We start from the raw sequence: 13778 nt of genomic DNA on the forward strand, positions 1-13778 counted from the left end.
TGTAATTGATAAAAAACAAAATCACATTTGCTAAAATTTTTCTATTCCGTTACTAATTATTCGCAAAAAAGAAATTTTAAACACTGCTCTACATCCACACAGAAAAAAAGGCTCGTGACTTATCACGGGTCTTTTCATTGTTAACTTAAATTTTTTTTTAGAATAGATTTATAAAATTACCCATACTAGCAGACAACCGGCTAGAATTAGAAAAACATAACCCGCTCTATAAAAGAAAATGAAAATCTCACGAAGCTTCTTAAGAGAATTTGTAAACCAATACATATCACTTAAAGGAGAAGAATTTCAACAGTTTGCAGATATTTTTACCGAAATTAATTGTAAAAAAGGCTCTATTTTAACCGAAAGTATAGACATTGACGACAAGATAATTTTGATAACAAAAGGAATAGTAAGGGAGTATTCCATCATAAATAATGAAGACCACACCATTTGGATTAATGGCGTAGGAGAAATAGTGATGGACCTCAGCACCCTGGCAGTAGATTCCCCAAACAATATAATGGCCGAGGCTCTCACCAATGTGCACCTTTTGGTTGCCGAAAAATCAGCTTTCGAAGAGCTGATGATTAATATGCCTAAAATCAGCATTTTAATGAACATGGTATATCAACACACGCTGTCTTCGTTTCAAAAACACATGCTACTTCTCAAAATTTCGCCAACCATAAAAAGAGAAGAAATGCTTTTTAAACTCAAGCCTTTTTTGTTTAGAAAAGAAGTAAAAGTGAAGCATTTAGCCTCTCTTCTAAACGTACACCCAAACTCTTTGAGCCGCATTCACAACCAAAAAGTGGTACCAAGTTTAGAGGAAAACACCACATTTTAAGGTTTTAAGTATCAAAAACTAATCATTTAGGGAATTTACAAACCGCTAAATGCATTATCTATTTATTAAATCGTAATTTTGTCACGATTTTAAGAAATTACAATATGATACTAGAACAATTAGCAGCTATCCAAGAACGCTTCGAAGAGGTGTCACAGCAGATTACCATGCCCGAAGTAGTCTCTGACATGGACAAGTTTAAGAAAATCAGTAAAGAATACAGAGACCTCGAAAAAATAGTAGAGGAATATAAAAAATATCAGCTCATACTTGCCAATATAGATGAAGCGAAGCAAATTCTCGTAACCGAAAAAGACGAGGAGATGCGGGAAATGGCCAAAATGGAGCTAGATGAACTTCAGCCCAAAAAAGCAGAGCAAGAAGACCTATTAAAGGAGATGCTCATACCCAAAGACCCCAACGACTCCAAAGACTGTATATTAGAAATTAGAGCCGGAACTGGTGGCGACGAGGCCTCTATATTTGCGGGAGACTTGTTTAGAATGTACCAAAGATTTGCCTCTACCCAAGGCTGGCAATTTAATGTAATGGATTTCACAGAAGCTCCATCGGGTGGATACAAAGAAATAGTAGTCAGCGTAAAAGGCGAAGACGTATACGGAAAACTCAAGTTTGAGTCTGGCGTACACCGGGTGCAGCGAGTTCCCGCTACCGAGTCACAAGGCCGTATACACACATCTGCTGCCACTGTGGCCGTAATGCCCGAAGCTGACGAAGTGGATGTACAAATAAACATGACCGACATAAGAAAAGACACCTATTGCTCGTCAGGAGCTGGTGGTCAATCAGTTAACACCACATATTCGGCCGTAAGGGTAACACACATACCTACGGGACTAGTGGTGCAATGCCAAGACGAAAGATCACAAATCAAAAACTTCGATAAGGCCATGACCGTTTTGAGGTCGAGGTTATTCGAAATAGAACTTGCCAAACAAAACGCTCAAATAGCTGGCGAAAGAAAGTCCTTGGTAGGCTCGGGCGACCGCTCAGACAAAATTAGGACGTACAATTATCCGCAAGGCCGCGTAACTGACCACCGCATTGGGTTTACGGTATACAACCTGCCTACCGTAATGGAAGGTCAAATAGGCGAGTTTATGGAAAAACTCCGTATTGCCGAAAATGCTGACAAAATGAAAGAAGGGGTAATCTAAATTCAATAAAAAAAATGTCAAAAACAACGATTTGTGTTGCCTCAAACAACACCCATAAAATAGAGGAATTGCAGCAAATGCTTGGTGCTCAGTTTGACCTAAAAACTATGGCCGAAATCGGTTGTCATGACGAAATAGAAGAATACGGCACCACATTTCAACAAAACTCACAGATAAAGGCTGAGTATATTTTTCAAAAATATGCCCTCAACGTAATCGCTGACGACTCGGGGTTAGAGGTAGAATATTTGGATAACAAGCCGGGCGTATACTCTGCCCGATATGCGGGTGAACCCACCAACCACGCGGCCAATATTCAAAAACTGCTCCAAGAATTAGGGGATGCGTCTAACAGAAATGCGGCTTTTAAAACTGTGATAACCTTAATTTTAGACGGAAACACCTACTTTTTTGAAGGAGAAATAAAAGGAACTATCACAAAAGAGCTCAAAGGAGAAGGCGGCTTCGGCTATGACCCTGTTTTTGTATCCGAGGGTTTTGAAAAAACATTTGCCGAACTGGGCTCAGAAATAAAAAACAGCGTTAGCCACAGAGGAAGGGCAATAGCCAAAATGCTTGATTTTTTGCAAAAAAAATAGCGAAGACCAACTCCCCGCCATTTCTCAAAAAAGGTATATTTAGTATTTTCAATCTTCGAAAGGCATTCCTTTCAATCATTTATACAAAATTCTAAAAAAAATATACACCATACTACATCCATATTTTCAAAAAATAATGCCATATTAACATCAGAATCTATTTTTTACAAGAAATGACGTTAATTAAGCATGAAAGTAGAGTTTGAAAAAATAGCTCCCGACCAAGGCAGTTCCTTTAAACTGATACACTGGAGGTCGCAAGACGACCGTTTTTTTTGGCACCAACACCCACAATATGAGATCATTTACGTAAAAAAAGGCTCCGGAAAACTTCACGTGGGCAATCACCTTGGGCAGTATACCGAAGGCGAAGTCATGTTTATTGGCCCCAATTTGCCACATTCGGGACTTGGCTATGGCGTTATTGGTAAGCGTGAAGATATTATAGTTCAACTAGATGAAAATTTCCTGGGACAAGACTTTATGAATGCCCCCGAAATGGTACACGTCAAAAAAATGTTTGAGCGTGCCATTTACGGAATAATATTTAGGGGAGAGGCACGAAAAAAAATAGGAAAAAAGATAGAAGGCTTACTAAACAAAAGTGGCCTAGAGCGACTCATATTACTCATGGAGATTATTAGGCTTATGTCTGAAACCTCCGACATACAAATACTCAACGACCTCGACTCCCGGTTTGCATTTAGGCATCAAGACGAAGAGCGAATTGACCGAATCTACACCTTCGTGGAAAACCACCACCAAGCCGAAATAAACATAGAAGAAGTGGCGACATTGACCAACCTGACGGTACCATCGTTTTGTAGATATTTCAAAAAAATGACCAACATGACCTTCACCGATTTCTTAAATGAATTTAGGATAAACAAGGCTTGCAAACTCCTTCACGACGAAATGAGCATATCTCAAGTGTGTTTTGAGAGCGGATTTAACAACATCTCGCATTTTAATAAAACCTTTAAAAACCAAAAAGGCCAAAGCCCCCGCGACTACCGAAACGAGATACGACTCATGGAAAATCCAAACTGATTTTAATCCATTTAAATATTAGCTTCCACTTTTGTGGATGCGTTTCATTATTTTTAGCTTTGTAACGTAAACTTTAAAACCAATACATGTCAGAAATAAACTGGATAACCGCCAAAGAATACGAAGACATTACCTACAAAAAGTGTAATGGAGTAGCTCGAATAGCATTCAATAGACCCGATATAAGAAACGCCTTTAGGCCCAAAACCACATTTGAACTATACGATGCTTTTGAAGACGCCACCCATGACCCCAAAGTGGGCGTGGTATTGTTATCGGGCGAAGGCCCTTCATCAAAAGACGGCAAATGGGCTTTTTGCTCAGGCGGGGACCAAAACGCCCGCCAAAAGGGTGGCTACCGTGCCGAAGATGGCAGAGACAGACTAAATATACTGGAAGTGCAGCGTCAAATTCGCTTCATGACCAAGCCAGTGATAGCCGTAGTGCCAGGCTGGGCTGTAGGTGGCGGACATAGTTTGCATGTGGTGTGTGACTTAACACTTGCCAGCAAAGAACACGCAATATTTAAACAAACGGATGCTGACGTGGCCAGCTATGACGCCGGTTATGGTTCGGCCTATTTGGCCAGACAAGTGGGCCAAAAAAGAGCTCGTGAAATCTTCTTTTTGGGTAGAAGCTATTCGGCTCAAGAGGCTTACGACATGGGCATGGTAAATGCCGTAATACCACACGATGAACTGGAAGACACCGCCTACCAATGGGCACAGGAGATATTAGGAAAAAGCCCAATGGCAATCCGTATGCTCAAGTTTTCGTTTAACTTAATTGACGACGGCTTGGTGGGTCAGCAGATATTTGCGGGCGAGGCCACACGCTTGGGTTACATGACCGAAGAAGCTCAAGAGGGCCGCAATGCCTTCTTAGAAAAACGTAAACCAAACTGGGACGATTTCGAGCGATATTCTTAATACACAATATTCATTAATACAAGAAACTAAAAACGGTGTTTGGGAAACTTACCACTGCTTTTAGTTTCTGTTTTGTAACAAAACAAATTCTGATTTTTTCAATAAATCAAAACCGATTACGTTCCTTTCTTTTTAAAATAAACTGACTTAATGAAAAAGCTTTTAATACTCTTAACTACCTCGATCATTGTGTTTTCGTGCGGAACATCTGACTCTGACACTAGTACCGAAGCACCTAAAAAAAACAATTACACCTTGGTGTTTTTTGATAAAACCCAAAGCGTAGACCTCGATAAGCCATTTGTAAGAAACAAATACGAAAACGCCCTAAAGGCACTTTTAGACCAACATATACAGAAAGAAGGCGACCAACTAGATGTGTATTATATCCACGAAAACACACAAAAGTCAAAAGCCGTTAGCCTGATAACCCGTACCACTAAAGAGGAAACCGAAGGCTTGAGCCAAACAGACAAAGAAGCCGCCGAAACCAACTATCAAATGAGCATACAGAAAGAACGCAAAATGATGCTTCAGATAGTTACACAAAAGATGCTAGAAAAAAACACGGGTTCTTCAAATGCCGAAACCAATGTATCAGCAAGTGTGCCGGCAGTTTCTGCAGCTGGAGAAGGCGGAAAGTTGGTATTTGCTTACTATTTCTCTGATATGGTAGAAAGCCTAAAAAATGGCCGAGACTTTCACAAAATGGCACCTATCAGCCACGACCAAGCCGAAGAGTGGGCAAAAGCAGACATAGAAAACTACAAAAACTACAGCCTAATTAACTCCAAAGTGTTTATCGTATTGCCTTTTGAGCCTACCAGCTCAACAAAAGAAAACAACCCAAACGTAACCGATTATTGGAAGGTATTTTTTGACGGTTTGGGGGTTAGTGGGGTTACGGAGATTTGAACCAGTTTATTTGAAATTATATAAGGTAGTAATTCCAAGGATAGAATTGCTACCAACTTTTTTGAATGTTGAAAATCCAAAAGAGCCAACTATTGAAATTTTTTTAATTATTGCTATATCAATTTCAGAATATAAACTTAGTCCGACATTGACTTCTTTTGTCATAATCTTTTTATATTCAATAATCTGATTTGGGGAATCCAGTGAAAACCTTATTTGCTTAACTAAATCATCATCTCTATACCAAAATGATGGCCCAGCCCCAATCTTAAAATAATTGGATTTATACTTCAATACAGCAAAACTAGGCCTTATATCCAACATAATCCTTTTCCTATTTTCAGGTATTGACTGTGAAAAACTGTCTTTGCCTGAATAATTAACGTATCCCATTTTGGTTGAAATAAATAACCTTTTATTAAACTGCTTTTGATAATTTATGTTAGGTGAAAAAACCATGTCGTCTGGCAAATCCAAAGACAAATAATCTATTCCCATACCAATTCTTCTTTGGCTCATTTGAGCTTTCAGACAAAAAACGAAGAGCAAAAAGTAAATTATTAAAAATATTTTTTTCATGTGATTTTAGTTTTTATTTATCTAATAATAAGCATATTAAAATCCTATTTTATAAGAGTCTTTAAAGAAAGCATGATAGTAATTGGCTCTTCAAATCGATTAAAGTATTAAAAATACCAAAATTTCAAACATTGACCGTCAGAAGACCGATTAACACCACTTCATAGTCAGAAGAATCGAAGTAGAGTGAAGAAAATCGACTGACACTTATTCTTAGACCAAAATATTGAAGATAAGGGTTTTAAAAAAACTAGAAAATCAAAAAGATAAACTACTTACTTAATTTGTATTTGAAATTAATAGGAAATGACCAAATAAGAACATCCTTAAGTTGTAAATACGAAAAAGACAAACCGACAATTGCATTTTTCGAAATTGAATACTGACAATTAATATTTGCTGTGGGGCCAATAGAAGTGTTTTTTAGTTTATCTTGATAATAAATTTGATATATTGGTAAAGAGAAATTCGTAATATCTGGAAAAACAATTGAATACTCATTCGGACTGGTTGTTATTGTTCGAGAAACAGTACCAGCAACCCCGATAGCAACTTTAAATTTATTATCTATCACATAATAATTAAGCCCTAAGTCAATATGATTAATCAAAACTAAATGTCTAAACTCTGCTAATTGATCAAATGGTCCGGAGCTTGTCGTTCTATAATAATACTCATCTGAACGAGAAAATTGATAACTTCCCAACATTACATTTGCCTCAAAATTCTTTTTCAATTTCTTTTGAAGACCTATTTGAAAATTATTCCCCCTAAAGTCTCCTTTTGAATAAAAGGAGCGGCTATATAAAGTATTTATAGATATTTGAGAAAAGGAATAAACTGGCATAAAAAATAAAAGAATTTTCAGAATGCTATTTTTAAACATAAAAATAAATTGAAAATGATAAAATTAAATTTGAAAAACAATACGGCTGCTGTATTGAGTCTGAAGACTGAGGAGAGCGAGACTTTTGTATTTATTTATTTATGTTAATTTCATAAGAAACTTGGTTAATTGATCCTGCAACACCCAAGCCATTTTCTATGTTGGAATATGAATTAGAAACATTATTAAAAATTCTTTCTATTCCTTCAGGAAGGAAATCAGATATTAAACTTTTGTAAGATTCAGAAATATGTTGAACTTTAATCTTTATTTTAGGGATCTCCACATATTTGCTCAATTTTTGTGAATAACCTCGTATTTCAAATCCAAGATTTAAACGAAGAATAGAGTCAGTTGCACAACTACTATCATACCAATAGATTCCATAATTTACTAATTGTCCACACGGATCTCCTATCTCATTTGATTTATATGGATGAAAGACATTTACAGGAATTACTTCATTACCATTTAATCCTACTATTTGCATTGCATAAAATGGATTTGTAAAGTCACTAATTTTTACTTCTATTTCTAAAGAATATGCTTTACTGTTTCCAAATGGAGACTCAACTTCTATTAAGTCATGAATGCCTTTTACAATAGGCTTCTCAACAAATTTTATTTCAGGTGTTATTATGGATTGGTTGTTGTTTTTAACCTCAACTTTATATGTAAATTCTGGGTTGGGTATTAGTGTTTTTGAGGCAAAATTGTTTTGACCAATGTTTTTTAAGGTTTCCACTAATTTTTCATTCTCATAAAGGAGCACAATTGGCTCAAAGTTTGTATAATCGGGATAAACCTTACCAATTGATGGAAAGGTTTTATCAACTATTAAATGGACGGGTTCCTCACTATTTAATATAGCATAAAGTACAGTCTGTTCTTCAAAATTTGTATTATCAAAAATTAGTTGTTTTTCGCAAGCCAGAAGACCAAAGGATAACGAGGTTAGTACGATTATTGTTAGTTTATTTTTCATAATTCTTCAAACTAATTATTACCTTAAGGTTTTACTAAAATTAAAATACGGTAAAAATGGAAATATACTATAGCCGATTAAACTGCCCTCAAATCCGGTTGTCTTTATTATAGATCCATTTTGTTCATAAATATTTTTAACCTTGTAATCTGTATAGAATATGTTTTTAGTAAAAAGGGCATTATATATTCCAAAAGTTATTGATTTATCAGATTTGCCTTTGGCAATAAAATGTTTGGTATAGCTCAAATCTACCCTATGATAAGTTGGAAGTCGATATTTGTTTTTTCCCGGGGAATAGTACTTGGCAGTAATTCCAAGAGCTTGATTATAGGAACGATAAATTGATTCTGGGAAATTTATTGGCACTCCTGAAGAAACTGATAATAGGAGATTAATTTCGTATTTATTTGACGGTTTATAAGCAATATTACTAGAAATATAAACAGGTTTGTCAAAGTTTGCATTGTACCAGTCACCATTATTTAAATTATCAAATTTCCTTTTATTTTTCATTAAGGTTAATGAAAACCAGCCACTTAATTTTCCTTCATTTTTTTTGAGCATAAATTCCAGCCCTGTAGATTTTCCAATCCCACCTGTTTCAACATTGTTTTCATATGGATTAGTATAGTTTGTCAAAAAACCTGATCTTGAATTATATTCAATCAAATTGGAATATTTTTTATAAAATCCTTCAATTGTTAATGAATAACTATTTATCTCTTTCTGAAAACCCACAGAAAATTGTTTTACTTGCTCCGGTTTGATTTTTTGGCTTGACGGTATCCATACATCATTCGAAATGCCGGAATTGTTGCTAAGAAGATGTATGTTTTGAGATCCAGATAAATAACCTAGGTATAATTCTGAATTATCATTAATGGGGTAGGCAATCTTTAATCTTGGCTGACTTGAAAAATATTGGTTCATGCCATTTCTGAAAATCACATTTCGCAAGCCAATATTAAATACGAAAGGTTTTGATAATATTTTTGCCTCTGTAAATTGCACAACTTCTTGAGCATTAAATTTTCTATTTATGGTGTTTAACAAGTCCATATTAAATGAATAGGACGTATTTATAGCTGATGGCTGAAATAAATATTTGACAAGCTCAAAACCAATATTGATTGAAAGCTTGTCGTTACAATAGATATCCAAACTTTGTTTGATAGTAATATCATGCAATTTCGAATTCGCCTTAAAATCGCTTGTAGTAAGTTTTAGTTCTGATTCCTTTAATGAAAACCCAGAATTGTAATTAGAATATGTCAATATTGACTTTGAAAATACTTTTGGCCCTAATCTGGTGATGTATCGAAGTGTAGCTGTCTGATTCGTCCAACCAAATGTATTTTTTACCTCTACATCTTCATTCTTAGATTTACTTAGAAAAATATCTTTGCCTGAAAAAAAAGACAAGAATAATTGCTGATTGTTTTTCAGTTTAATGTTGTATTTGGCATTTATGTCATACATCCAATAGTTCGAAATATTGTTTCTTTTATCATTTTTGTATTGTAAATAAAAAGGGAGTGCTAAAATACCCAGATATGAACTTCGTGCTGCTATTAAAAAGGAGGATTTTGAATTAATTGGACCTTCAGCAATGACCCTTGAGTTTATTAGTCCTACCGAATACTTTAGTTTGAATTTTTCTTGAGTACCTTCACGCATAGACAAATCGACAACGGAGGACAACCTGCCTCCATATTCAGCTGGGAAATACGATTTATATAACTTAATATTGTTAATAGCATCGGGATTGAAAGTAGACACTAGGCCAAAGAGGTGATTTGTATTATAAATGATCGCCTCGTCTAGTACTATTTGATTTTGATCTGGGGTTCCACCCCTTACAAACAAACCACTGCTTCCCTCTCGTCCATTTAATACCCCTGGAAATGTGGTTAAGGCTTTTAATAAATCAGGTTCCCCCATTAACATCGGAATCGCACGAATACTTTCTGAATTAATGTTGATCATGCCCATTTCATTTTTTTGGCTTTTAACTTCTATTTCTTTTAATTGTGTAACGAGGGTTTCTAAATAAATTTCTTTTAATTTAAATTCCGAGGAATCTAATTTATAGGATTGATATCCTACACAACTGAGTACTAATGCCAATGTACTTTTGGGGGTAGAAATAGTAAATTGTCCATACTTGTTAGTAACAATTACCTGACTTTCTGGAATGGTTTTTATAATAACATTGACTAATAGTTCTTTACTGTTTTTATCTTTCACTATTGCAGATATTGTATTTTGGGCAAAAGCCGAGACTGAGAAAATAATTAGTAACAATATTTTATTCATAATCTGAGAAGAATAAATAACAGGCGGCAGAAACCTGTTATTAATTAAATTAAAGATTTACTTGTTTCCAGTTTCCATCCAAACCTATACCTTTATGTGTTGTACTTGATCCAGTCACTATGCCTGATGAGCAATACGTTCCGCCAGGAACAGGACTACAATAACTTGGGACATAATAATTAGTATTTGAGGCGTTAGTGGTAACCATATTAATTGATACTGGACTGTAATCAACATAAGCAGTTCCGGATAAGGAAATAGTACTTATTACCGAGGTGTACCAAATAAAGCCTAAGGTTCTAGTTTGATGTTCCGTTGTAAAAGTAGTATATGTTTTCCCACTGATTCCTGGAGAGTAATATAAAGAATAATTTATTATACCACATAAACGTCTTTCATTTCCTGAATACCGATATTGATCACAGGATTTGATTTCTGCACTCGGTTTTAAATTTTTCAATTCTTTCAATACAACCTTATGTTCTACAGGATAAGTTTCGTTTACAGAACTTATTCCTGTGGGTGCGTAGCTAGCAACAAGAACTTTATCGTAAAAAAATTGGTGAATTTTGTTACCAATAATTACTTTACCTTCTTTATTTATTAGCAAGCCTAATGGTGCATATGTAATGTTTCTAACAATTTGAGGTTCGCTACCGTCAACCCTTTGAATGTTTAATATATTTTCGTATCCACTAGTTTTATTTGATTTTGAAATTTGAGAAAACTGACTTTCTGTAATATTATCATAGGCTTGATAATTTGATTCGTAATTTTCAAACTCAACAATTGCACCTGTCATTTTTTCAATGTCTTTCATTAATGATAACTTTGAAATAGTAAGTTGAAAATGATCTTCATCAACAAACTTTAGGATGCCATTTTCCACTTTAATATTTTCCATTAAACTAATTTGATTAGCATCACTGGGCTTTTGTATGTCTTGGTTATTACAAGCCACAAAAAATAATGATGCTGTCATTAAAATAATAAATTGTTTCATACATTTACATGTTTAATTTTGTTAAAAGATTAAATAGCCAAAGCCTCCCTGTGTCTGCCAAGATCTTCGGGGGGCTTTGTTGCTTGTAAAGGTCTGAAAGGTTTTTGAAAGAAAAAATTGCCAAATGTTAATAAAAAAATTGCCAATTGTTCATTTGGAGGGCTTTGGGGGATTATTATTATTGGGGATTAAATAACAATAGCTGATGTTTTACCAAAAATTATTTACCCATGGGCTCGTTTGTTTCTAATGCGGCTTAGCTGCTGAGGTGTAACGTTTAAATAAGAGGCCAAAACTTTACCAGATACACGGTTTTGGATATTGGGCTGCATTTTTTCAAAAACTTCTAAACGGAGTTCGGCACTTTTGATTCGGTGAAAGGCATTACGGTGTTCAAGTTGTAAAAGATATTTCTCATAAATTTTTATCATTACATAGGCCAAAGAAGGTATTTCAGAAACGAGGCGTTCTAAGTCTTGCTTTATTATGTAAAATGCCTTAATGGGGCTTAGTGCTTCAATACAACACGCTGAAGGTTTTTCTAAAAGGAAACTTTCTATTTGATATATCCACTCATTTTCGGCCAATATATGGTGGGTTAAAGTTCTTGTGTCTGTGTCTGTGTCTGTGTCTATGTCTGCATCAATATAAGAAAATTCTCTTAGAACCCCTTCGTAGACATAATATACCTTATTGCAAATTTCCCCTTCGTTTAACAATAATGATTTGGCATCAAATGAAATAGGTACAAAAGCATTACAAATTTTCTCGACTTCAGCTTCATTGAAAGTATTGAAGCTTTTTATCAAATTGGTGATTATCATATTTTTTATACTTGTTGTGATAACCAAAATTAAAAAAACAAATCAGTTTTAAATCATAAAAGTGAGATTTAAAACAGCTTTAAATCAAAATAAAGCGGAAGCAAGAAACACTACAAAAGCCAACCCAAATAATGTAAAAAAATACAAAACTGCGGTTATGCCGCCTTCTAAAATTGTTTTAACGCGAGAGGTTCCGTAGAAATATTTCTGGGCTTTATAATAATAGAAATATATGCCTGCAAAGAATATGATAAACAGCCAAGCGATTAGATCTGTGTCAAATTTATATTTCTTAATTAAGGAGCTTATGCCTATAAATATTGAGATGCAAATAAAGATAAAGGTGTGTAAATGCATTGAAAACAAAAAATGAGGAAAATAGTATTTTTGCCTTCTATAAAACAATAAAAACAAATACAAAGCAGAAAGGGGCATCATAATATACATAGCGATGGAGCCGTATTTGGTAACATTATGCGATATTTTCTCTAAAACTACTTTCTTTTCGAGCACATTACCAAAAGTAAAAATATAGCCTAATTTGAAGTTGTTCTTTTTCGCCATTTTCTTGTACCAAGGCAAATCACTTTTAGCTATAAGTGAGTCTAACTTATGTTCGTCATTATAATAATCCTTTGCATCAAATTTTGTGATGCTTAAGCCTACGGTATCATATTGTGGTTTTACTGAAAAAGAAAGTCGGTAACGTATACTGTCAACCTTATCGGTTGTTAGCTCTTTTTCTTTTCCCATTACATTGACAGTAACCTTAGTCTTAAGTATTGTTTTTTCTAAAACAATATCTGTTTTTCGTGCTTCCAATGAAACTGAATCATACGCGTTTTTATTAATGAAATCCGAAAACATAGCCTTTGATATCACTTGTGTTTCATTACCTTCTTTGTCTTTTTTATCTAAATCAATTTTATTGGTTTTCACCATATCCAAAACAGCCTGTCTTAGCTCATTCTGACTCTTCCATTTTTTTAAATCTTCATACTGAGCTTTATCTATTCCTATTTGGTGTGTAGTACCCACTTTTTTAATCGAATCTAACTGTTTGCTCGAATCCAAAATAGATTCCACCAGTTTTGACAAAACGATATTCATCACAAAGAAGAAAATAAAAGCTACAAAAATATAAAGGCGGACAGGCGGCACATATCGGACGCGTTTGCCCTCAATAAAATCTTTGGAAAGCTTGCCAGGAGAAACAAAAAGTGTTTTTAGTGAACTAAATACTTTATTGTCGAAATGGGTGATTCCCTCTACAAACTCATAAAGCATGGCTTTTATGGTGAGGTGGTGGTCGTGGTTTTCTTGTCCGCAGTTGGGACAATAAGAATCGTCGGCTTTAAGCTTTGCTTCACAGTTTCTACATTCTACCATCGGAACCCTATTCTTTCTCGCCATTTTACTTGTTTTGTTATATGGATTGCAAATAAACCAAAATAATAATTTTCAAACAAAAGAATTCTTCGTTCAAGTCAATTTTGATAGACCGACCACTTTTTTATCAAGAAAACAAAAGAATAAGCCAAAGGATTTTAAAAATATAGAAGAGCCTAATTGCGAAACCACATCTGTACTATATTAATTATTTCTGTTCACATTTTTACACGTTCTATAATTTGCCAACAAAAAACTTTAACTTTGCTTAC

The 13778-nt window shown here is 34.7% G+C and carries 13 protein-coding genes; 6 read left to right on the plus strand and 7 right to left on the minus strand.

Annotated features, from left to right (window positions below; translation table 11 throughout):
* Positions 1 to 238 precede the first annotated feature (238 nt).
* From ACFOOI_RS13600 to ACFOOI_RS13625, 6 genes are all read left to right on the plus strand, one after another.
* On the plus strand, positions 239 to 850 hold the full coding sequence (locus ACFOOI_RS13600; RefSeq protein WP_379838532.1) for a Crp/Fnr family transcriptional regulator: 612 nt from the start codon (positions 239 to 241) through the stop codon (positions 848 to 850).
* A gap of 107 nt (positions 851 to 957) precedes the next feature.
* Entirely contained in the window at positions 958 to 2028 is a 1071-nt protein-coding gene (gene prfA, locus ACFOOI_RS13605) for a peptide chain release factor 1 (RefSeq protein WP_379840223.1), read from the plus strand.
* A 14-nt stretch (positions 2029 to 2042) separates the two neighbouring features.
* Positions 2043 to 2627: an RdgB/HAM1 family non-canonical purine NTP pyrophosphatase gene (rdgB, locus tag ACFOOI_RS13610; RefSeq protein WP_379838533.1), complete on the plus strand. Its 585-nt coding sequence runs from the start codon at positions 2043 to 2045 to the stop codon at positions 2625 to 2627.
* Between the two features lie 189 nt (positions 2628 to 2816).
* On the plus strand, positions 2817 to 3677 hold the full coding sequence (locus ACFOOI_RS13615) for a helix-turn-helix domain-containing protein (protein ID WP_379838534.1): 861 nt from the start codon (positions 2817 to 2819) through the stop codon (positions 3675 to 3677).
* A gap of 86 nt (positions 3678 to 3763) precedes the next feature.
* Positions 3764 to 4606 (plus strand): 1,4-dihydroxy-2-naphthoyl-CoA synthase, encoded by an 843-nt coding sequence (locus ACFOOI_RS13620; RefSeq protein WP_379838535.1) that lies wholly within the window; start codon positions 3764 to 3766, stop codon positions 4604 to 4606.
* A 150-nt stretch (positions 4607 to 4756) separates the two neighbouring features.
* Entirely contained in the window at positions 4757 to 5521 is a 765-nt protein-coding gene (locus ACFOOI_RS13625) for a hypothetical protein (RefSeq protein ID WP_379838536.1), read from the plus strand.
* A gap of 6 nt (positions 5522 to 5527) precedes the next feature.
* Here ACFOOI_RS13625 and ACFOOI_RS13630 read toward each other — a convergent pair whose 3' ends face one another.
* The 7 genes from ACFOOI_RS13630 to ACFOOI_RS13660 all read right to left on the minus strand — a co-directional run bounded on the left by ACFOOI_RS13630 (position 5528) and on the right by ACFOOI_RS13660 (position 13530).
* Positions 5528 to 6100 carry a hypothetical protein gene (locus ACFOOI_RS13630; protein WP_379838537.1) on the minus strand — a complete coding sequence of 191 codons (573 nt, stop codon included), beginning with the start codon at positions 6098 to 6100 and terminating at the stop codon, positions 5528 to 5530.
* 271 nt (positions 6101 to 6371) lie between these two features.
* Positions 6372 to 6986 (minus strand): hypothetical protein, encoded by a 615-nt coding sequence (locus ACFOOI_RS13635; RefSeq protein WP_379838538.1) that lies wholly within the window; start codon positions 6984 to 6986, stop codon positions 6372 to 6374.
* Between the two features lie 91 nt (positions 6987 to 7077).
* A complete protein-coding gene (locus tag ACFOOI_RS13640) occupies positions 7078 to 7971 on the minus strand; it encodes a DUF4249 family protein (protein WP_379838539.1) in 894 nt (297 codons plus the stop codon).
* A gap of 18 nt (positions 7972 to 7989) precedes the next feature.
* A complete protein-coding gene (locus tag ACFOOI_RS13645; RefSeq protein ID WP_379838540.1) occupies positions 7990 to 10290 on the minus strand; it encodes a TonB-dependent receptor in 2301 nt (766 codons plus the stop codon).
* Positions 10291 to 10339: 49 nt separating this feature from the next.
* On the minus strand, positions 10340 to 11293 hold the full coding sequence (locus tag ACFOOI_RS13650; RefSeq protein WP_379838541.1) for a hypothetical protein: 954 nt from the start codon (positions 11291 to 11293) through the stop codon (positions 10340 to 10342).
* A gap of 224 nt (positions 11294 to 11517) precedes the next feature.
* The gene (locus tag ACFOOI_RS13655; RefSeq protein WP_379838542.1) at positions 11518 to 12117 is read right to left on the minus strand and encodes a Crp/Fnr family transcriptional regulator; all 600 of its coding nucleotides are present in this window, start codon (positions 12115 to 12117) and stop codon (positions 11518 to 11520) included.
* Between the two features lie 84 nt (positions 12118 to 12201).
* Positions 12202 to 13530, minus strand: a complete 1329-nt coding sequence (locus ACFOOI_RS13660; RefSeq protein WP_379838543.1) for a DUF3667 domain-containing protein — start codon at positions 13528 to 13530, stop codon at positions 12202 to 12204.
* Between the last annotated feature and the right edge of the window lie 248 nt (positions 13531 to 13778).

The organism is Lacihabitans lacunae (genome assembly GCF_042649125.1).
GTDB lineage: Bacteria > Bacteroidota > Bacteroidia > Cytophagales > Spirosomataceae > Leadbetterella > Leadbetterella lacunae.